We start from the raw sequence: 19304 nt of genomic DNA on the forward strand, positions 1-19304 counted from the left end.
GGCCCGCAATATATGCGCTTGTGGCCTGCTGGCTCCTGGCTGGCGCTGCGCAGGCCCAGGACTGGCGTGTGCATCTCAAGCCGGATTCGCTGACAACCTGGCCGACCGGGGTCAGCCCTGGAGATCCGGAGGGACTGGCGGCCTGGCTGCGCGGGCAGGGATTCCTGCAGGCCGAGGTGGATTCTCTCGGCGATGCCGTTGCCTACGTGACCCAGGGTCCGCGGTACACCTTTGGCGCATTCGTGGTGGACGGGTCGGAATCAGGACTTTCCGGGAGGCCGCTAAGCGAAGCCATCGCCGACAGCGTAGCGAACTCCGTGCTTGAACGGCTCGAGCGAGCCGGCCGCATTGGGGCTTCCATGAGCATGGATTCCCTCTCCGTGGCTGACGGGCGGTTGCGTACTGTCTGGACGGTGAATCCGGGTCGCCAGGCCCTGTTGCAAGGCCTGCTCATTGGTGGCCGAAGCCAGGCTTCGGAGCGATTCGTGCGACTCGTCTCGCGTCTGGAGCCGGGCATGGTGCTAACGGAGTTCGACATCGCCGAAATCCGGGCGCGGCTGATGCAGACCGGGGTTTTCGCGGATGTGCAGGGCCCCATACTACTCCCGACTTCGGACTCGACGGCCGTCGTACAGCTGGTGCTCGAGGATCGTCCGCCGGGCTCGTTTGACCTGGCGTTGGGGTATCTGCCCGGACCGTCCTCCGGCACCGTAGTCGGCTCAGGCCACTTGCTGCTGCGCAACCTCTTTGGCGGAGGTCGCACGGTGGCGGTCGAACTGGACCGACTGCCGGGGCAATCCAGCAGTTTCGCGGCGCGTTTGCACGACCCGTTCGTGCTGGGCCCGCTTGTCGGAGCCGAACTCGAGTTCGACGGCTACCAGGAGGACTCCACGTTCAGCAGACAGGAGTACCGCGGCCGCCTGCTTGTGCGTCTGGGGCAAGTGACACTCACTGGAACCGCAACACGCACGGCCTCCCGCCCGGGTACGGCAGGAGGCATCGTTCAGAATGGACGGCAGCGCGTGCCCCGCTCCCGGACGCGGGCGGCAGGACTCGGTCTGCGCTTCGATTCCCGCGACGACGCACTCAGCCCGGCGAGCGGTCAACTGGTGGACATTTCAGCTACGCGCGGTACCAAGCGCTCCTCCGGCTTGCGGGTGCAGCAGGGCGACACGGTTCGGGTCTCTGAGGCGCGGCTCCAGGACCGGCTGGAGGCCATCGCCCGTGTGTATGTCCCGGTGGCAAGGCGCATCGTGTTGGCAGGTGGGGCCGACGTGCGGGTGGTTTCCTCGCAGGAGGTGGAGCCGTCCGACCTCTTCCGGCTGGGAGGTGCGACCTCGCTGCGCGGCTACGACGAAAACCGTTTTCGCGGTGAGGCGGTCGGCCGCAGCCTGCTCGAGATTCGGCGACGCCTGGAAGGGGCTGCCTATACCTATGCATTCATTGACCATGGCTTCGTCACTCTGGAAGGGAACACCACTCGCCATACGGGCTTCGGGCTCGGTGCGCAGCTACAGACCGGTGCCGGCCTGCTCAATGTCAGTTATGCCGTGAATCGGGACCATGGGCTGCTAAACGGTCGTGTCCACCTGGGTCTGGCTTTCGGACTGTGATCCCCAAGCACACATTTCATGTTTTCCCTCCGGTAGTCGGGGACCGCGTGGACCTGCCGGAGCGGGAAGCGCAGCATGCGCGACGCGTTCTTCGCCTTCGGCCCGGAGACGGCGTGTGTCTGGTGGACGGACTGGGCAACCGGTTTGTCTGTGCGCTGGATGATGTCACCGCAAAAGCGGTCCGGGCACGCATTGTGGAACGGGAGGCACTGCCGCGGGCCCTTCCTCGGCGCGTGACCATCGGCGCGGCCCTGCTCAAGAACGCCGGTCGTTTCGAGACCATGCTGGAGAAGGTCGCCGAGTTGGGGGGCGATGCGGTGGTGCCCCTGCTCACCGAGCGTGCCGAGCGCACCCGGTTCCGACTGGACCGTGCGGAATCCATCCTGGTCGGGGCCATGAAGCAGAGCGGCTCGGCGTGGTTGACCAGGATCGTGGACCCTGAGCCGCTGTCCCAGTTTATCGGCGGGGCCCCCGAGCATGCGCTAAGGCTGATCTGCCATGAGGCGGCGGACCCCAAGCAGGGGCTGGTGGCCCAGCTCTTGGCCCATCCGGACCAGGATGTGATCGTTGCGGTGGGGCCGGAGGGGGGCTTCTCCGAGGAGGAGATCGGCCTTGCGCAAGAAGCAGGATTCCAGGTCTGCTCGCTTGGGCCCACCAGACTCCGGGCCGAAACTGCCTCGATGGCCGCCATGGCCACCATAGCCCAGGTCAGCCATGCATGAACTGAAAGAAATCACCGAGGCCTCGGAGGACATCTTCCGGGGCAAACTGTTGCATGTGAAGCGGGACGCCGTGCGCATGCCGGATGGCTCAGCGGGCGTGCGGGAATGGATCGACCATCCCGGAGCTGCGGCAATCGTGGCAATGCTTGATGCGGAGCGGGTGGTCATGGTGCGGCAGTATCGCTATGGCCCCGGCAAGACGTTTCTTGAGCTGCCGGCCGGAAAATTTGACGGACCGGAGGCGCCGGAAGCCGTCGCGGCCCGCGAGCTTGAAGAGGAGACCGGGTATCGGGCCGGGCGACTGGAGCACCTGGGCGGACTGTACAATGCTGTCGGATACAGCAACGAGATCATTCACATCTACCTGGCCACCGATCTGGAGCGCACTCACCAGGCGCTCGATGAAGGGGAGGTTCTTGAGGTGGAGATCCACGCGCTGGATGAGGTTGTGGCAATGGCCGGCCGTGGCGAGTTGCAGGACATGAAGACCGTTTCGGGCCTGTTGATGGCGGCGGCGCGTTTGCGCGGCTGAGGGGTCGGCGCACCCGCTCAGTCGCCGGCCGTCGGGGGTTGCTGCGGGGGCTTGGCGGGATCTGGTGCGCGCCCGGCGGGTCTGGGGTGGCAGTGCTGGCCGGGCGGAGGGCTGATGTCCGGCTCGTGCTCGCCGGCTCCGCCGGCCGCCGGCGCGGTGGGAGGCGGTGGTCCGGCTCCGCCGGTCGCGCGCCGGGGGGCAGCTTTCCGGCTCCGCCGGTTGCCGGCGCGGGGGGCAGCTTTCCGGCTCCGCCGGTCGCCGGCCGCGTTGAGGCGGTGGGCCGGCGCTGGTCTGCCTCCGGGGGGCTCGCGCTTCAGCGCAGACATGGAAAATCGCCGCCTGATTCCACTTAGGGGTTGCCGCGAAAATGGCCGACGTGGAATACGGGGCCTGACTACACTTTCGGACCCCCTCGATTGCCCCCGTAGTAGAAAATGGGGCCAGGATTCCACGTAGGCGCCAAACCGACAATGCGCGGCGCATCCGGCGCTCCCGAAGCCACCGTCCCTCAGCATCGGCGCTGCGCCGGAAGCCCCAGCATTGGCACCACGCCGGAAGCCCCGGCGACGGCTTAGGGCCGCAGCGCCGCCAGCCCCCGCGCCGGCAGTCCCCGCGACAGCCTACGGCCGCACCGCTGCCACCACGCGCGACGGTTTGCACCCTGCACCGCCGCCAGCCCCCGCCCCGCCAGCCCCGCGACGGCTTACGGCCGCACCGCTGCCACCACGCGCGACGGTTTGCACCCTGCACCGCCGCCAGCCCCCGCGACGACCTACGCCGCAAACGCTGCCACCACGCGCGGCGGTTTCACGCACCCTGCACCGAGCACGTATTCCGGAAGCCGATCAAAGGCCGTACTTTATCGGGCTGAATCCAGGATCGCATCATCGCAATGACGTTTTTCACCATTCTCATCGTTGTCATCGCCATCATCGGCATCCTGCTGACGTTTTCCGTGCTGCTTCAGAGCGGCAAGGGCGGCGGACTGGCAGGTATCGCAGCCGGCGGTGCAACCACGCAGATTCTCGGCAGCCGCCAGGCTCCCGACTTTCTTGAGAAGGCCACCTGGATTCTGGCAACGGCGTTCATCGTGCTCTGCATCCTGACGAACTTCGCCATCGATTCCGGGACGCGCGAGTCCGTAATCCAGCAGCAGGCCCAGCAGAATCCGCCAGCCGCCACGCTGCCGCCGGCCACCACCGCACCTCCGGCGGATGCCGGGGCCGCCACGCCGCCTCCAGCCGGCAACGACGGCAACTAGCTTCCCGGGAACGGGCGCCCCGCCGCCCCGCACCAGGTCGCCGCGCCGCACAAGCCGCCGCAACCGGCCCGCACCGCCGAGCCGCACCAACTCGCCGCGCCCGGGCCGCCGCACCGCCGCGCGCCACGCCGCCGCGACCGGCCCGCGCCGCACCGCCGCGCCCCACGCCGCCGCGACCGGCCCGCCCCGCCGCGACCGCCCCGCACCGCCACACCCTCCATCGCCCGAAAAAGGAGAGGGGCGCCCCGTCGGAGGCACCCCTCGTGTCGCGGAAGGCGTCGGCCTGTAAGCCGAATTCTGTCCGGAACCGGTTCCGCTGTCCGGCCCTGGACCGCCATCTATCTGGGACTGCCGTCACCGACAGCCTCAAGCGGCCTACCCGCGCTGTTGAACGGGCCGTTCATTCCCGGAGACCGGGAGCCAGCGCTGCTTGGCCTTGCACCCCGTGAGGTTTGCCTGGCCGCACCGGTCGCCCGGCGCGCCGGTGGGCTCTTACCCCACCATTTCACCCGTCGCCTGTGCCCGAGGGCCATCGGCTGGTTTGTTTTCTGTTGCACTTGCTGTCCTGGACCGACGCCCAGGCCTTCCGGTTAGGAAGCACGGTGCCCTATGGTGTTCGGACTTTCCTCACCGCGCGTAAACGCGGCGCGACGGTCCGACCGACGCCATTATCAATCGCGGCCGCGAAGGCCGTGTCAGACGCTGGCCATCGTCTCCCGGAACAGATCGCCGTCCACAATGATGCGGCCGGTGTGCTCACAGACGATGATGCGATTGCGCTGACGAATTTCAAGCTGGCGCTGCGGCGGCACGGCGAATCCGGCTGCGGCGCCACGCTCCAGCGGTACCACGGCGCGACCATCACGAACACGGCTCCGGAGTCGCTTGTACGCCCGCAGATACCGGGCCTCGACAAACTCCTCAGCGCCATCGCGATCCTTCTCCAGGTCTTCCTGCTCGTGGCGGGTGTCTTCCAGCACTTCCTGCAGTTCAGACTGCTTGGATGACAGCAGGGCGTCCACATCGGCCAGCCGCTGCTTGGCTTCCTCGACGGTCTGGGCGTGCTCTGGGCCCGCTGCTTCCAGTTCTTCGATGCGCACCTGGTTGTCGGCGATGCGCTGCTTCTGCGCCTCGATCTCCTTGGTAAGCGCGTCGTACTCGCGGTTGTTGCGCACCTGGAGCTGCTGCTCTTCGTAGCGCTGGATCAGCATCTCGGCTTCCTTGATGTCGACGGCCGCCTGCTTTTTGGCGTCGTCCTGCTCCTTGGCTTCCGCTTCCAGCTTCTCGAGACGCGTAGTCAGGCCGACTTTCTCGTCTTCCATATCCCTGATCTCGTCAGGAAGATCGCCCCGCAGCTTCTTGATCTGGTCGATCTTGCTGTCGATGGCCTGAAGCCGGACAAGGGCCGTCAGCTGCTCCCCGATGGTGGTTTCGTGCGCGGTAGTTGGCATTCCCGAACTGTGTGACTGGATTCGCTTGATGCTAGCCCACGATAACGGCACCCCAGTGTGAAAGTTCGCACAGCTTCTGTGCAGATACGGTGCGGTGAGGCACGCCCCGAGGAGCTACCTCAGACTCGTCGAATCCACGTCTGGATGGGCGATGTGGTCTCTGCCGTGCGATGTACGGGAATGCCGTCCGTCACCCGATCCAGAAAGGCCACCAGCAGTTCCTCGGTCATCGCCTCCGATTCGTAGTGACCCACGTCCACGTAGGCCAGGGCCGGCGTTCCGTCGGGGTTCAGCGCGTCGAAGAACTGGTGGTACTTGACGTCCGCCGTCACGTACGCGTCCGCCGCTGACGCCAGCGCCAACGCCAGGAAGGAACTCCCCGAGCCGCCGCAGACTGCGACCCTCCTGACTCTCATCCCCGGGCTGGAGACGTGCCGCACGCCGTTCACCGCCAGCGCGTCCGCAATCCTCGCCAGAAAGGCCTCGATCGGTATTGGTTCGTCGTATTCGCCGACGGTGCCAAGGCCGGTTTCGGAATCATCTGCGCGCTCCTGCAGGAACTCCAGGTGATTCAGGCCGAGCTTGCGCGCCAACGCAAAGGACACACCCTCGCGAGCCGCGTCCAGGTTGGTGTGGATGGCGTAGTGCGCCAGTCCGGACTCGGCGAGTTGCAGCGCCATCGAACCCACCAACGTCGCCGGAGTGATCTGCTTGATCGGCGAAAAGAACATCGGATGATGGGTGATGACAAGATTGGCGCCCAGTCGGCGGGCCTCCTGAATCACGGCGGGAGTCAAATCGAGAGCCACCACGACACCCGTGACCGTGGTCTCCGGCCGGCCGATCTGAAGCCCTGAGTTGTCCCATGACTCGGCGCTGGCAGCCGGCGCCCACTCCTCAAGCAAGGCGGTCAGTTCGGCGATGGTCATGGGTTATAGGCTTTCGCGGCCGCCATGCCTTCTTTCTCGTTGACCTTGAGCAGCAGAACTGCGCCGAGCACAAAGAAGAAGATCACCACCGACACGCCGGCTCGCTGTCCATACGCGGCCGTCAGGGCACCAAGAGCAATCGGGCCCATGAACGCAGTGAACTTGCCGGAGAAGGCAAAAAAGCCGTAGAACTCGTTCTCCTGTCCGTCCGGAATGAACCGACCCAGCAGGGAGCGGCTCGCGGCCTGGTTTGGTCCGGCCAGCAGGCCGACCAGTATCGCGGAGATCCAGAACAGGGTCACCGATTGCGCGACTACAGCCAGAATGGCGGCAATCACCAGTCCACCGAGGGAGATCAGGATAGTCGTGCGTCCGCCCAGTTTGTCGTCCACAAAACCAAAGGCCCACGCCCCGAGTCCGGCGGCCACGTTCAGGGCGATGCCGAACATGAACATCTCCTCGGTCTCGAAGCCAAAGGTGCCGGTTGCGTAGATGGCACCGAACGCGAAGATGGTGACGATGCCGTCGTTGTAGACCAGCCGCGCAAGCAGCAGCCAGAACAGGTTCTTCAGCTTGCGCACATGCAGGAAGGTGGTCTTCAGCTCACGTGCTGCGTCCCGAAACAGCGTGCCCATCGGAGGACGGTCCGCCTTCACAGGATCAGACACAAAGAGAAACATGGGAATGCTGAATACCGCAAACCACGCCGCGACGAGCAGATTGGTCGCACGAATGTGTTCACCGGCCTCCTTGTCCAGTCCGAACGGGGCCACCTCGGGCTGCACAAACACCAGAAAACCGATCAGGAGCGCCATGAGGCCCCCGAGGTAGCCCAGTGCCCAGCCGTTGCCGGAGACGCGGCCGATGCGGTCCGGAGTGGCAAGGTCCGGCAGATAGGCGTTGTAGAACACGTTGCCCATCTCAAAAGCCACATTGGCGATCACAAACGCGCCGAGCGCAAAAACAATCTGACCCGGCAGCGGGAAGTAGAGCACCACCGTGCCGACTACGCAGGTGATGGTTGCTGCCAGGAGGTAGGGCTTGCGCAGTCCGCCCTTATCGGCCATCGCCCCGAGAAACGGGGAGCAAACCGCAACTATGATGGCCGAAATCGCAACGCCGATTGACCAGAGCGATGTCCCGGTTTCAGGGTCGGGAGCAATCGCCTGCGTGAAGTACGCCGCGTAGATAAACGTGACGATAAGCGTCGTGAATGCCGAATTGGCGAAGTCGTACAGCGACCAGCTGGCGATGGCCCGGCGATTGGAGGTGACCACGGGAGCGAAAGGGTTGGTGGCGCCCCAAGGTAGGTCCGGCTAGGCGACCTGTGCGACAACCTGCTCCACGAAGCGCTCTACCTCATCGTCCGTATTGTAGTAGTGCACGGAAGCGCGCACCATTTCAGGCAGTCCGCGATGATCTGCGTCCAGTCGGGAGGACGATGGGATGGCCAGCGAGGTGTTGAACTTTCTGGTCAGCAAGCCACTCTTGATGCGAGCGGCCGGCACGGATTCGTGAGAGAACGTCACGATACCGCTCCGCTGCACACCCAGGTCGTGCACCCTCACACCGGGCAACGCCTGCAGGCGAGTCCTGAGATCGTCGGCCAGTCGCTGCACCCGCTCCGCGATGGCCGCAAGGCCGACATCCATCGCGTATCGGGCCGCCACGCCGAGGGCAATCTTCCCGGCAACGTTTCCTTCCCAGGTTTCAAACCGCCGGTGATCGCCGTGGGGTTCGTAGTGGCCCGCATCGACCCATTCTGCGGCGTGCAGGTCCAGGAATGGCGGTTCCAGATCCGGAATGAGTCCCCGGCGAACAAAGAGAAATCCCGTTCCGCGCGGACCACGCAAAAACTTTCGGCCCGTGGCGGAGAGCATATCGCACCCGAGCTCGTCCACATTCAGCGGCAATTGCCCTGCAGACTGGCACGCGTCAAGCAGGAACGGCACCCCGTGGCTCCGCGCCACGGCTCCGACATCGGCGGCCGGATTGATGAGGCCCCCGTTCGTCGGGATGTGCGTCAGTGCGATGACCCGAGTCCGCGACGTGATCAGGCCTTCGAGTGCGGCAACGTCCACCTGCCCGGACGAGTCATTCGGCGCCACGTCGATGTGAAGCCCCTGTCGCCGGGCCACCTGAAGCATGGCGATGTAGTTCGAGGCGTAGCTGGCCTGCGCGGTGAGGATGCGATCTCCCTCTCGAAAATCGATGCCGTAGAACGCTGCACCCCAGGCGCGCGTGGCATTCTCGACGATGGCAATCTCGTCTGCGGAAGCGCCGAGCAGATCGGCGACCGCCTGATGCGTGTCCGCGGTCGCGTCGGCTGCTGCGGCAGCGGACTCGTAGCCGCCGATGCGCGCCTCCAATTCCAGGTGGTCGAGTTGGGCCTGCAGTACCGGTCGGGGCATCAGTGCCGCGCCGGCATTGTTGAAATGGACTACGTGCTCGCACCCGGGGGTGTCCGCGCGCAGGGCAGCTACGTTCATGCAGCGAGTTGTTCGATGAGGTCCACGACCCGGGTCGACGCGGCGCCATCGTCCCCGTGATTGAGATCGGGCAACGCTTGTGCCGCGCGTGTCTCGAGCGAGGTTCGGAAGTCGCTGTCTCTCAAAATGCTTCGGATCGCCAGTTCAAGGTCCTGCTCGTTACGAGCCAGACATACACCGTCAGCCTCCCCGTAAAAGGGGGTGAACGCAATCCCGGGATTGTCCAGAAGAATAACTGGAACGCCCAGGATCATCGCTTCCGTCGTGATCGTGGAGACGCGGTCAGGAACGATAACGAGGTCGGCGGCTCGGAACAAGGTTGCCTTTTCGCGCGCAAGGGTGGTGTACGAATAGTCCAGATGGGCCAACTCGATGCCAAAGCCGGCCAGCCATTTCTGAAACGAACTGAGCTCTCGACTTGTGGGGGGTCTGCCCGGATCTTGCCGGGATTCGCCCGGATGTGGTCGCATGGCCAGCAGCGCATCCTTGCATGCCGACCCGAGGGCACGAGCGATCATCGCGTTGTTGCGAATGAGCGACTGGGCGTGGCCTGCGAATGTCAGGATCTGTCCGGTTGCGTAGGATCCAGTGACAAGGACCAGAGGCTGCCCCGCGGGAAGGCCCAGGGAAGCCCGAGCCTCGGCCCGGGAAGGACGCTGGGCCGGGAGGTACAGGTCGTCCCAGTGCGGACCCCCCGTAACGTGCAGGCGACTGTCGGGTAGGCCCCTCATGCGCATGAACTCGGCCCCTCGGGCCCCCAGCGCGGCGTAGTGCCACGGCACCGGCGGAGGACTGACGTCCGGATGATCCGGATTGCCGTGGGACAATTCGATGACGGGGATACCGTGCTTCATTGCCACGGTCGCTATGGTCCTCTGGCCCGCGCTCAGGCAGGATCGCATGACTACCGCGCCGAGTTGGGTGTTGTCCAGCAGCCGCTGCATCATGCGCACCAGGCCAGCCTGGTTTTCTGCCATGTTCAGCACGCGATGGACCAGATCCCGACCTCCGCTGACCAGCAGATTGCCGCGGGTGGAATCAAACCCGTCGGCTACGCCGGGCTCGCCAATCCGCGCTGCAAGGGCATGTGCCACCTGCTCCTTGTATCGCGAGGCGGAGAGCAGGTCGTCCTTGGTCGCGAAGTCGGAGAACGCGCGGGACTGCACGCCGCGTGCTTGCAGGGCCTCACGCATGGGCGGCTGGTTCATGATCGCACCGTATCCACGGTGCACCGCCTGCTCTACGATCCCCAGATATTCTTCGTAGGCAAAGTCGAAAAACAGAACTTCAGGCTTCAAGACTGCACCTCACTCGCGTTCAGAAAGGCCTGGGTGAACTCAGGTACGATTTCCCATTCCATGCACTCTGCCAGATTGACCCCGCCGACCGACAAGAGCTCTTCCCAAAGCGGATGGCGATGCCAATTCCTGGACAGGTTTCGGATTTCGGCAGTGGCGTCTTTCGGACTCAGCCGGGCAGATCGCTCATACCGGCTCAGGGCCTGCAGATAGGTGTCCGCAGGAACGTGCACCGTGGTCGCGCAGGCGTTGCACCGCATGCGACCAACTGGCTGGCCGGCGATGGTCTGTTGCTGGAACGACAGGTTGGCGCGGCAGCCCGGGCATCGTCCGTCAACCTGGGCGTTTATCAACCGGGGCGAAACACGATCGATGGCGGTCATCGCCAATTCCATCACCTCCCGGTCAGGCCGCACGGCCTCGATCAGGGCTCGGATTTGCCGGATCTGTGAGTCAAGCGAGTACTGATCCTGGACAAACTGTCGGTAGGCTGTCGAATCGTACCGCGACTCTGTGATCATGGATACGGCATCGTCCACCGTGTCGAAAAGGACCTCCTCCGGCCACATTTGCGCCGCGAAAGGGAAGTGGTGAACCACGGGCTTGATGCCCTGGGCCATGCCCTCGGCGATCGTGTATCCGAAGCTCTCGTGCAGGCTGGCGGAGAGCACATACTGTTTGTCCTCCAGGAAGCCTGCCACATCCGAAATCCACCCGTGCATCACGACGTGGTCGGTGAGTCCGAGCCTCTCGATTTTGTGATTCCAGAACAGCTTGAGAGCCGGGTCCTGGAATTTTCCCGCCACGTGCAGACGATATCTGCTGTCACGGTCAACCAGCTTGCGCATGATCTCCAGCGCCATCTGCGGGTTCTTCCTGCCGTGCAGGTACCCGATCAGAGCGATCTCAAAGCCTGCTTCCCGCTCCTTGAATGCAAAGCGTTCCAGGTCCACGCCATTCGGAATGTGCCGAATGAGCGTGCGCTTCTCCAGGCCGGGAATTCGCGCCTGAAGGAGGTCAATCAGGTGCTCGGCCACCACGGTCAGGGCATCAACGTTCTCCCAGTGAACCTGCATGGGCATCTCGGTAAACGTCTCGTACCGGTGCAGCCTGCAGATGGTGGCCTTGTTTCTCAGCAAGTCCTGACGGGAGGCCCATACAAGTGGGTCGTTGCACCATTCGAACCAGCACACATCCGCCCAGTCGGCTGCGGCCTGGATTTCGGAGGGCTTGCTGACGACAAATTTCCGGGCGTCAACATGCGGGACGAGCTCGCGAATGACGTCGGTGAGGAACTGATCGAGTCCTTCCGAAACGATGAACGCGACGCGCAAGTCGTCGACATTCGGGGAAGGCTCGAGCCCCGACCTCCGTGCCTCCTCAGGTCCGATCGATGCGATGAGCCGGTTGCGCAGGCGATCGGCTGCGGCCTCTTCTCCTACGGCAAGGGCAACTTGCGCAAGCAGGTGGAGGCACTCGGCGTGTGTGGGATTGTGCACCAGACCGCGGCACAGGGACTTGACGGCAGAGCCATAGGCCTCACATGACCATGCAATCTGGGCCTGGATAGCGTAATAGGCCGCGGGATCGGCCACGTCCTGCTCGCTTGTCTTGCGCAGCGCGGCTGCCGCGCCCTGGACGTCCCCGGCCTGCAGGAGCGAATTCGCCGCCTGTACCGCGTCCGTGGTTGAAAGTGTGGAAGTTCGAACCCCGGCAAGGCGCTGCCTGAGTGTCGCGGCTTCGAGGGGGAGGCGGTCCTGGTTGGTCAGCAGGAAGTCGAAGGCCTCCCGGCCTTCCTGGCTCGTGGGATCGGGCTGATGGCCTGAAAGGAGCGACTCCAGCACGCCCATGGCTTCCAGGCCACCTCCGTAGGCGGTCTGAAGCACCTGGGCCCGCTGCCTCAGCAAGCCGAGCACGGTCGGCTCGTCCAGATCTTCGACCTGTTGCAGCAGCCTCGCACCGACTAGTTGCGCGACCAGGTTGACGACCAGTCTTCCGGAGTCCATGTTGGACCCGTGAGACAGCGAGGCGGCGTGCTTTCTTCGGTAGTAGCCACCGCGGCGGGCTGTCCGGATCACGCCGCCCGGGTTCGAGGCGCACATCCGGCAGATCAGAACAAAGTCTTCCGAGGTTCTGAAGAGCGAACTGGCGAAGTGGGGCAGGGCATCGTGCCGTCTAAGGGCCGTGCCCGCCTGAAGCGCCTTCATCTCCCCACCGAACACCAGCTCTCTGAGTAGCTGTTGTCCGGTCATGCCATCCAGGCTCTGGCGGTCATACTGCACACCCTGAACCACCTCGTCAACAACCAGGTGCAACTGCGGCATGGCCACCATGAGCACGCCGGGGTCCTCGAGAAGCGTGCTCGCCTCCCGAGCGAATTCCGGAAAGCCCATCAGGTAGTCGTCATCACCGCAAAGCGCGAAGAGCGGCGAGTCGAGTCGACTGACACCGAATGCCGCGGCCTGGGCCGGGCCTCCGTTTTCGGGACGGGCCACCATGCTGACGCCGGGGTGCGCCGTCAGGTCGCGAAGCTGCTCCTGCACTGCGGCCGAAGACGCATCGTCGGAGATCAACAGTGGCACGCCTTGCCAGCGTCCGGCGCGGATATCCCGCTGCAGGAACGTGGGACGTTCATACGTGTGCATGACCACCGTGAGGCGTGCCGATGTCTCTGGTCTCTGGGAGGGCGTTTGCATGGCGGATTACAGGCGTCTTTGCATAGCCGGCCCGGCCGGCGAACCTATCTTTGACTCATCGCCCTCGTAGCTCAGGGGAGAGAGCATCGGTTTCCTAAACCGCAGGCCGCAGGTTCGAATCCTGCCGAGGGCACCCGTCATCGCAGCAGCCCCCGAAGCCGCTCCCGGACCCGGCCACCCAGGCCGGCCTCCGCGATGGCTTCCATGAGCACGGGCTCAAGCAGATTGCCTGCGAGCACCTGCACAGGTGTGCCGGCCGATTCCGATCCCAGATCGCGCAGGACGACATCGTTCATCTCGAATGTGCGGTCACCGGCATCACTGTGGAGGATGCCGCGGGTGCCGACCATGCGGAACTCCTGCACGAATACTCGCGGCAGGGCAGTGGTGTCTGCGTCGGCCAGGTAGTCGTCGACCCAACGCTTGACGTCAAGCAGATTGACGTTCCGGCCCCGCTGTTCGATGCGGATTTCGGCATCCCGAACCAGGACCTCCTGCACCACGATAAAGGAACCCATCAGGGTGGAGACATCCACGCGAGCCGTGATTTCGGGGACGTGCACCACGTGCGGCGCCTCATAGGGCTCCTGGGTCAACAGGGTGACGTCGCTCAGGCGGGCGGTGCCGTTGAACGGATTTACCGAGACCCCGCCGGTGGTGAACGGAGCACCTTCGGGAATCGGAATGCTGGTGGCTATGAGGCGCGGCGCAATCATCCAGACGGCGATTGCGACCGCAGCGGCGACAAGCAGGTATGCGAGGGGTTTCTTCAAGTCAGGCTGCCTTCCGGAACCAGGTCCGGGGTCTGGGTGCTGGAATCTCCTCCGGCATGTAAAACACGCGCGGCGGTGTGACCACCTTTGGACCCAGTTGACGTAGCGGCAGATCCTCCAGGAGAGTCCACGCCGGCATGTCGGGCAGATGCCGGGTCAATTGTGCCAGTGAGCGCCAAACCAGAGGGCCTTTGATCAGAAACATGGGAAATACCGGTCGATGGGGGAATATTCGACCGCGCGGAGAGGGGCCTTCGCAGCCTGGCCGGGCTCACGCCAACGTCGTGCCGAATCGACATCGCGGTGCCACCGCGCCGCCGGAGGAAAACAAAAAAAGGGCCGCCCCGACGCATCGGAGCGGCCCTTGAATCAGGTACGCAGCCTGTCAGGCGAAGGCCGGCTCAAGAGAGAGCACTTCCCGGGTCAACACCTGCCATTCATTCCAGTCGGCCTTCAGCTCGTCGCGCTTGGCCTTGAAGGATTCCCGGAGCCGGGCAATCTCTTCGCGGGAGGCCTGGGCCTTGGCCGCGCGGTAGGCGTTGGCGGCCAGTTTGACCTCTTTCACACGTTCGTTGAACGTGGCCGTGGCCTCGTCGATCTGGGCACGCATGCGCTCGATGTTCTCCTCACGGAGCGCCTGCAAACGCTCGAGATTCTCGTTCCCCACCAGCCGCGCGCTTTCGATGTTCTGCATCAGATGCTCGAGGCTCTCATGACCGCGCGCCCTGAGCGCCTCCAGATTGGCCTGGGCCGTCTCGGTGAGGTGCTCCAGCATCAGGTTGCGGTCCGCCAGCACGAGCCGCTTCTTGATGGTCAGCTCATTGACCCGCTTGAGGTTGCTGGTAAGGCCCACCTTGGACAGCAGCCAGATGGCCAGTTTCGACGGGTCGAACTGCCACCAGCGCACACCATTGCGGTAGTCGCCGGCGAACGTGTGGTGGTAGTTGTGATAGCCCTCTCCGTAGGTGATCAGCGAGATAAAGAAGTTGTTCACCGCGCTGTGCTCCGTCGAGTAGGGCTTGGTGCCCCACATGTGTGCCGCCGAGTTGATGAACCATGTGGAATGATGGCCCAGGAACAGGCGCAGCAGGAAGGCAATCACGACGGCGCCCAAAATGTCGCCGACTGCGATGCCGATGCCGAACGTGATGACAACGTTCACCACGATCGCCCAGATGCCGTAGTGCTCGTGCTGGGAACGCAGCAGTGGCTTGGCAAACAGGTCCTTGACGATGGACTCCTTCACCGGCTTCTGTTTCTCAAACAGCCACAGCATGTGGGCATACCAGAATCCGTGCTGAATGCCGTACGGATCCTCATCGCCGTCCACGTGCTTGTGATGCAGGCGGTGATCGAATGACCACTTGATGATGCTTCCCTGAATGGCGGCTGTACCGAAGAACAGCAGCACCCATTCCACAATCGGATGGGCATCATACGTGCGATGGGAATACAGCCGGTGGTAACCCATCGTAATGCTCATCAGGGTCGCCGACAGCAGAACCAGCGTCGCAACGATCAGGGCCAACGATGGCGTGAAGAAGATGAGGTACAGCGGGAGCGCGACGAGCAGGATGAGGTGGTATCCCAGCAGAAAGCCGGTGATGCCCCAGTCAATGTCGCGCTGGCGAAACCAGTCTCGGATGCGAGTCATGTGGGAAGTGCGTATTCCGAAAGGGGGTCCCCTCCAAGGGGGGATGCGGGGCCAACTACACGCTGATGCCAATGATCCGGCGGTCCGTCGGATTGCCCCGATGAGAGCTTTATCCGTTGCAGTACAACAACTTCCGGCATTAACGGCGTTAATCGCGCCGTGCGGCGATGCGGGAGGCGATGACGCCGGCCAGCATGGCGGTGGCAAAGGACGGAGCCATCTCGCCCATCAGCGCAAAAGATTCACCCGCCGCACCGAAAGCCGGGACTGCAAACTTGAAGAACGGAATACTGAGAAAGCCAACCACCATGGACGCCAACACCCCTTCGGCCCGGTACCCCCGCCACGACAGCGTCAGGATGATCACCGGGCAAAACGTGGAGGCGATGCCGGACCACCCAAAAATCACGAACCAGAACACGGTCCGGTCCGGGGAGAGCACGGATACCAGGAGCGCGATGGCCAGGGCGCCCAGCGCCATGCCCAGCGTGGCGGTGCGGGAAAGGCGGGTCATGGCCGCAGGCTCCAGCACGCGGCCTCGTAGCTGCTGCGTGTAGTCACGCGTGATAGCGCTGGATGCCACGACGAGCAGCGAATCGATCGTGGACATAATCGCCGAGAGCACGGCCGCCACAAAAATGCCGACGATAATGGCCGGGAAGAGGTACTCCACGATCGCTGGCAGCACCCCCTCGGCCGCTCCACCGAGGATGCCCTCCACATCGTCCTCGGGACCCACGAGCAGGTAGCGGCCCAGAACGCCGGTAAGAACGGCCCCCGTATCGGTGATCAGCGTGTAGAAGATGGCTACCCATCTACCCTGCCGGAGGGCGTCCACAGATCCGAGCGACATAAACCGCACGAAAACCTGAGGCGAACCGAGAAAACCGAGCCCGATCGCCAGATAGCTGACAATCAGGAGCGCACTGTCCAGCGAGGGGCCTCCCGGACCCCAGAGCGATACCAGGCCGGGATCCACCGACGCCAGCGTGCCCAGCACGGAGCCGCCTTCGGGCACGGCCAGCCAGGCGGCAACCGGTACCAGGACCAGACCGATGGCCATGAGGCTGCCCTGGAAGAGGTCCGACCACGCCACCGCCACGAAGCCCCCGAAAAACGTGTACAGCACGACGATGGCAAACCCGGTCAGTATGCCGGTGTAGTAGTTCCACGAGAGGAAGTCCTCGAAGGCCTTTCCGGTCGCGTCGATCTGCGCCGAAACGTAGATCGTGACGAAAACCGTCAATACCACGGCTGCACAAAGTCGAATCCGTCTGGTCAGTCTGCCGGCACGGGGACTGCCGTCGTCGAAGTGACTCACCAGGAAGTCGGGTACGGTAATGGACTCGTACCGGTCGGTGAGCTGCTTGAACGGCCGAGCCATGAGCAGCCAGGCCCCGGCAACCCCGAGCACCTCACCCAGGACGACCCACAGTCCGCTCAGGCCAACCATGGCCCCAAGTCCGGTCAGGCCCAGCAGCAGCCACGCGGACTCTCCGGTGGCCCGGGCGGAGAAGGCCACCACCCAGTAGCCGAGGCGTTTGCCTCCCACCAGATAGTCCTCCATGCCCTTGATGCGGGTGCGTGCAGCAATCCCGATTCCGAAGAGCACCGCGAAGTACGCGGCCAGTACCAGGTAGAGAGTGGTCAAGTGGGTCGGCGGCTATCCGGGGGGGAAGATAGCCGCCGACCACATCTTGACCCGGGTCAGTCAGTCAGGCCACACCAGAACTGGCCCAGTTGCTGGGCCAGGCGATGGGCCATGCCATTCGTGGGGCGCGTGAAAGCGCCATGCGTGGCAGAGGCCAGCAGCAGGTATCCGCAGGGAGCGGAGGAAGTGCTCGGGACCGGGACCAGCAGCGCAGACTCAAACAGGTCGCCTACGCGGTTGAGAGTGACCGGCTCGTCCGGCGAGCTCAGGTGGCCGATGATGGAGGACAGATATCGACCAATGGCCGCCAGTTGCGACCGCTCATGCTCGAGGGACGCCACAAAATGAAGCCTGGAGGAGCTCATGTACCAGGCTGAGGCGCCCAGAGAGTCCGGCACGAGGTCCAGGGCTTCCCGCAGCACAAAGTCCGCCGCGTTGCGCTGGCGAAAGTCCTGACAGTGCAGGCGACTGCCTGCTACCTCGGAATCAGCGTGTTCGACAAGTGCTTCGACGGGGGGCATGGGATCCCTGCTACTTCACATCGAACATCGGCCGGGTCCATCCGTCACCCAATAAGGTATTCCCCTGGTGACAGGACGGAGAAACCCCGGTCGCGGAAGCCGGTCGTCGATTCTGCTTCCCCGGCCCCGTATTTTTACGTAGTGTCCGCCATCGATTTACAGCCTTGTCCATGCAGTCGAACGTCACCCGCATCGTCCTTGCCGATGATCATGGCATGATGCGCGCCGGCCTTGCCGCGCTCATCAAATCCATGCCGGGCTTTGACGTAGTCGGGGAGGCCGAAAACGGACTCGAGCTGCTGGAGGTCATTGCCGAAGCTGAGCCCGACATCGCCATTCTGGACATCTCCATGCCGAGCATGTCAGGCACGGATGCAGCTGCGCGCATCCGTCGGGACTACCCCAAGGTTCGCACCATCGCACTTTCGATGCATCGTACCGAGGACTGGGTGCTTCGTGCATTGCGTGCAGGCGTGCAGGCCTACGTGACCAAGGACGCGGCCGCCGTCGAGTTGAAGGAGGCGCTCCGGGCCGTCAAGGAGGGCGACATGTTTCTGTCGTCGAAGATCTCCCGCCAGGTGATTTCCCGATTGCTCTCGGAGGGCGAGGCCGGCAGCAAGTACGATCAGCTCTCGGACCGCCAGCGCGAAATACTCACGCTCATCGCCGACGGCAAGACCAACAACCAGATTGCCGAGATCCTGCACCTGAGTCCGAAAACGGTGGAGTGGCACCGCGCACAGATCATGGAACGCCTGGGAATGAAAAGCCTGGCTGAACTGATCCGTTATGTGGTGCGCATTGGGGTCGTCGATCCCTGAGCAACGCCCACGCCGGTCGCCAAACCGCGCCGCAACAAAAAAGGGCTGAAGCACCGTCCCCTGAACAATGCAGTCAGCCCTGGACTCCGGGACCGTTAGGCGCCAGCCCTCGGGGTCAGTCATAGAATCGACTGCCCAGGCCTTCTGCACACCAGGGATTAGTACCAGTCACACCCGGGGGAAACCCGGAAAACCGTGATGCAGGCCGGTCAATCGCCGACAATTACCAGCGGCCGGGGCTCAATACGGAAGACCGGGTTCTCCACCCCCGCAGCCCGAAGTGCGGGCGAAAGGATGCGCTCTACCGCCTGAATGCTGTTTTCGACTGGCCCGTCCGCGGTCACCAGGAACTCCTCCGCCAGCTCACGCATGGCCGGCTGCAGTCCCCTCAGCGCGGCGAGCGCCTGGGCCTGCCCACTGGACCGGTGCATGCGGGCCCATCCCACATCGATCTGTTGCTCGAGCAATTCCAGATCCGGCTCCACGGCGAAGACCTCAAGCGGGGGAAGCCAGACGACTACCGTGTCCCCCTGAAGGCGGATGTCCTCCGCGGTAATCAGGCTTGCGTCAAAGCCGTACGCTGCCCGCCCGGGAGCCCTTACCGTCGCAGACGTGGTCCCCAGATCCAGATTGATGACTCCCGGGAGCAGTGTCTTGTCAGATTCTGAAATCACGGAGGTGGTGAACTCCACCGTGCCGGTGACCACGAAGGTCTCCGGCCGCTCCCGGAGGAACGTGTCGACGACCACAGTCCGCACTTCTGCTTCGGTCAGGCTTGGGCCTGCGAGGGTGAGCGTCAGCGTGATAATCACCGCGGCGATCGCCACGAAGACAATCGTGTAAAGGAGTAGACGGAACGAGCGCATGTGAATTAGATAGGGGGCCCCACGCCC

At 64.0% G+C, this 19304-nt stretch carries 17 protein-coding genes, 1 tRNA gene and 1 other RNA gene; 6 read left to right on the top strand and 13 right to left on the bottom strand.

The genetic code is table 11. The features are described from left to right. Positions 1-20: 20 nt before the first annotated feature. The 4 genes from JJ896_11030 to secG all read left to right on the top strand — a co-directional run bounded on the left by JJ896_11030 (position 21) and on the right by secG (position 4128). Entirely contained in the window at positions 21-1613 is a 1593-nt protein-coding gene (locus JJ896_11030; protein MBO6780176.1) for a BamA/TamA family outer membrane protein, read from the top strand. Beyond that, positions 1610-2335: a 16S rRNA (uracil(1498)-N(3))-methyltransferase gene (locus JJ896_11035; GenBank protein MBO6780177.1), complete on the top strand. Its 726-nt coding sequence runs from the start codon at positions 1610-1612 to the stop codon at positions 2333-2335. The genes JJ896_11030 and JJ896_11035 overlap by 4 nt, the downstream gene beginning before the upstream one ends. Beyond that, complete coding sequence (locus JJ896_11040; GenBank protein MBO6780178.1) at positions 2328-2867, top strand: NUDIX hydrolase; 540 nt, start codon at positions 2328-2330, stop codon at positions 2865-2867. The genes JJ896_11035 and JJ896_11040 overlap by 8 nt, the downstream gene beginning before the upstream one ends. Before the next feature lie 892 nt (positions 2868-3759). Continuing rightward, entirely contained in the window at positions 3760-4128 is a 369-nt protein-coding gene (secG, locus tag JJ896_11045) for a preprotein translocase subunit SecG (GenBank protein ID MBO6780179.1), read from the top strand. 270 nt (positions 4129-4398) lie between these two features. Here secG and rnpB read toward each other — a convergent pair. The 7 genes from rnpB to JJ896_11080 form a co-directional block, all read right to left on the bottom strand. Continuing rightward, positions 4399-4795: RNase P RNA component class A (rnpB, locus tag JJ896_11050), an RNA gene on the bottom strand. A 28-nt stretch (positions 4796-4823) separates the two neighbouring features. Further along, the gene (locus tag JJ896_11055) at positions 4824-5579 is read right to left on the bottom strand and encodes a hypothetical protein (GenBank protein ID MBO6780180.1); all 756 of its coding nucleotides are present in this window, start codon (positions 5577-5579) and stop codon (positions 4824-4826) included. A 119-nt stretch (positions 5580-5698) separates the two neighbouring features. After that, positions 5699-6508 (bottom strand): Nif3-like dinuclear metal center hexameric protein, encoded by an 810-nt coding sequence (locus JJ896_11060; GenBank protein ID MBO6780181.1) that lies wholly within the window; start codon positions 6506-6508, stop codon positions 5699-5701. After that, complete coding sequence (locus JJ896_11065) at positions 6505-7785, bottom strand: MFS transporter (protein ID MBO6780182.1); 1281 nt, start codon at positions 7783-7785, stop codon at positions 6505-6507. Before JJ896_11065 ends, JJ896_11060 begins: the two co-directional genes overlap by 4 nt. Before the next feature lie 39 nt (positions 7786-7824). Then, entirely contained in the window at positions 7825-8997 is a 1173-nt protein-coding gene (locus tag JJ896_11070) for an aminotransferase class V-fold PLP-dependent enzyme (GenBank protein ID MBO6780183.1), read from the bottom strand. Further along, a complete protein-coding gene (locus JJ896_11075; GenBank protein MBO6780184.1) occupies positions 8994-10295 on the bottom strand; it encodes a glycosyltransferase in 1302 nt (433 codons plus the stop codon). Before JJ896_11075 ends, JJ896_11070 begins: the two co-directional genes overlap by 4 nt. Continuing rightward, a complete protein-coding gene (locus JJ896_11080; GenBank protein MBO6780185.1) occupies positions 10292-12991 on the bottom strand; it encodes a glycosyltransferase in 2700 nt (899 codons plus the stop codon). Before JJ896_11080 ends, JJ896_11075 begins: the two co-directional genes overlap by 4 nt. 60 nt (positions 12992-13051) lie before the next feature. Here JJ896_11080 and JJ896_11085 point away from each other — a divergent pair. Continuing rightward, positions 13052-13124 (top strand) — tRNA-Arg (locus JJ896_11085). Between the two features lie 4 nt (positions 13125-13128). On the opposite strand, the gene JJ896_11090 is transcribed toward JJ896_11085, so the two are convergent. From JJ896_11090 to JJ896_11110, 5 genes are all read right to left on the bottom strand, one after another. Then, positions 13129-13764: a hypothetical protein gene (locus tag JJ896_11090; protein MBO6780186.1), complete on the bottom strand. Its 636-nt coding sequence runs from the start codon at positions 13762-13764 to the stop codon at positions 13129-13131. Position 13765: 1 nt separating this feature from the next. Continuing rightward, positions 13766-13969, bottom strand: coding sequence for a hypothetical protein (locus JJ896_11095; GenBank protein ID MBO6780187.1), 204 nt, complete (start codon positions 13967-13969; stop codon positions 13766-13768). A 180-nt stretch (positions 13970-14149) separates the two neighbouring features. Beyond that, positions 14150-15418 (bottom strand): fatty acid desaturase, encoded by a 1269-nt coding sequence (locus JJ896_11100; GenBank protein MBO6780188.1) that lies wholly within the window; start codon positions 15416-15418, stop codon positions 14150-14152. A 148-nt stretch (positions 15419-15566) separates the two neighbouring features. Continuing rightward, complete coding sequence (locus JJ896_11105; protein MBO6780189.1) at positions 15567-17069, bottom strand: sodium/proline symporter; 1503 nt, start codon at positions 17067-17069, stop codon at positions 15567-15569. A gap of 56 nt (positions 17070-17125) precedes the next feature. Then, positions 17126-17590 carry a hypothetical protein gene (locus JJ896_11110; GenBank protein MBO6780190.1) on the bottom strand — a complete coding sequence of 155 codons (465 nt, stop codon included), beginning with the start codon at positions 17588-17590 and terminating at the stop codon, positions 17126-17128. A gap of 170 nt (positions 17591-17760) precedes the next feature. On the opposite strand from JJ896_11110, the gene JJ896_11115 reads away from it, so the two are divergent. Next, the gene (locus JJ896_11115) at positions 17761-18411 is read left to right on the top strand and encodes a response regulator transcription factor (GenBank protein ID MBO6780191.1); all 651 of its coding nucleotides are present in this window, start codon (positions 17761-17763) and stop codon (positions 18409-18411) included. A gap of 209 nt (positions 18412-18620) precedes the next feature. On the opposite strand, the gene JJ896_11120 is transcribed toward JJ896_11115, so the two are convergent. After that, a complete protein-coding gene (locus tag JJ896_11120; GenBank protein MBO6780192.1) occupies positions 18621-19277 on the bottom strand; it encodes a DUF4230 domain-containing protein in 657 nt (218 codons plus the stop codon). Between the last annotated feature and the right edge of the window lie 27 nt (positions 19278-19304).

The sequence above is a fragment of the Rhodothermales bacterium genome (genome assembly GCA_017643395.1).
Classification (GTDB): Bacteria; Bacteroidota; Rhodothermia; order Rhodothermales; family UBA10348; genus JABDJZ01.

Bases quoted from the DNA above. Each gene is read 5' to 3' on its own strand.
- JJ896_11040 (MBO6780178.1), top strand. From the start codon at position 2,328: ATGCATGAACTGAAAGAAATCACCGAGGCCTCGGAGGACATCTTCCGG.
- secG (MBO6780179.1), top strand. From the start codon at position 3,760: ATGACGTTTTTCACCATTCTCATCGTTGTCATCGCCATCATCGGCATC.
- JJ896_11055 (MBO6780180.1), bottom strand. From the start codon at position 5,579: ATGCCAACTACCGCGCACGAAACCACCATCGGGGAGCAGCTGACGGCC.
- JJ896_11060 (MBO6780181.1), bottom strand. From the start codon at position 6,508: ATGACCATCGCCGAACTGACCGCCTTGCTTGAGGAGTGGGCGCCGGCT.
- JJ896_11070 (MBO6780183.1), bottom strand. From the start codon at position 8,997: ATGAACGTAGCTGCCCTGCGCGCGGACACCCCCGGGTGCGAGCACGTA.
- JJ896_11080 (MBO6780185.1), bottom strand. From the start codon at position 12,991: ATGCAAACGCCCTCCCAGAGACCAGAGACATCGGCACGCCTCACGGTG.
- JJ896_11095 (MBO6780187.1), bottom strand. From the start codon at position 13,969: ATGTTTCTGATCAAAGGCCCTCTGGTTTGGCGCTCACTGGCACAATTG.
- JJ896_11100 (MBO6780188.1), bottom strand. From the start codon at position 15,418: ATGACTCGCATCCGAGACTGGTTTCGCCAGCGCGACATTGACTGGGGC.
- JJ896_11110 (MBO6780190.1), bottom strand. From the start codon at position 17,590: ATGCCCCCCGTCGAAGCACTTGTCGAACACGCTGATTCCGAGGTAGCA.
- JJ896_11115 (MBO6780191.1), top strand. From the start codon at position 17,761: ATGCAGTCGAACGTCACCCGCATCGTCCTTGCCGATGATCATGGCATG.
- JJ896_11120 (MBO6780192.1), bottom strand. From the start codon at position 19,277: ATGCGCTCGTTCCGTCTACTCCTTTACACGATTGTCTTCGTGGCGATC.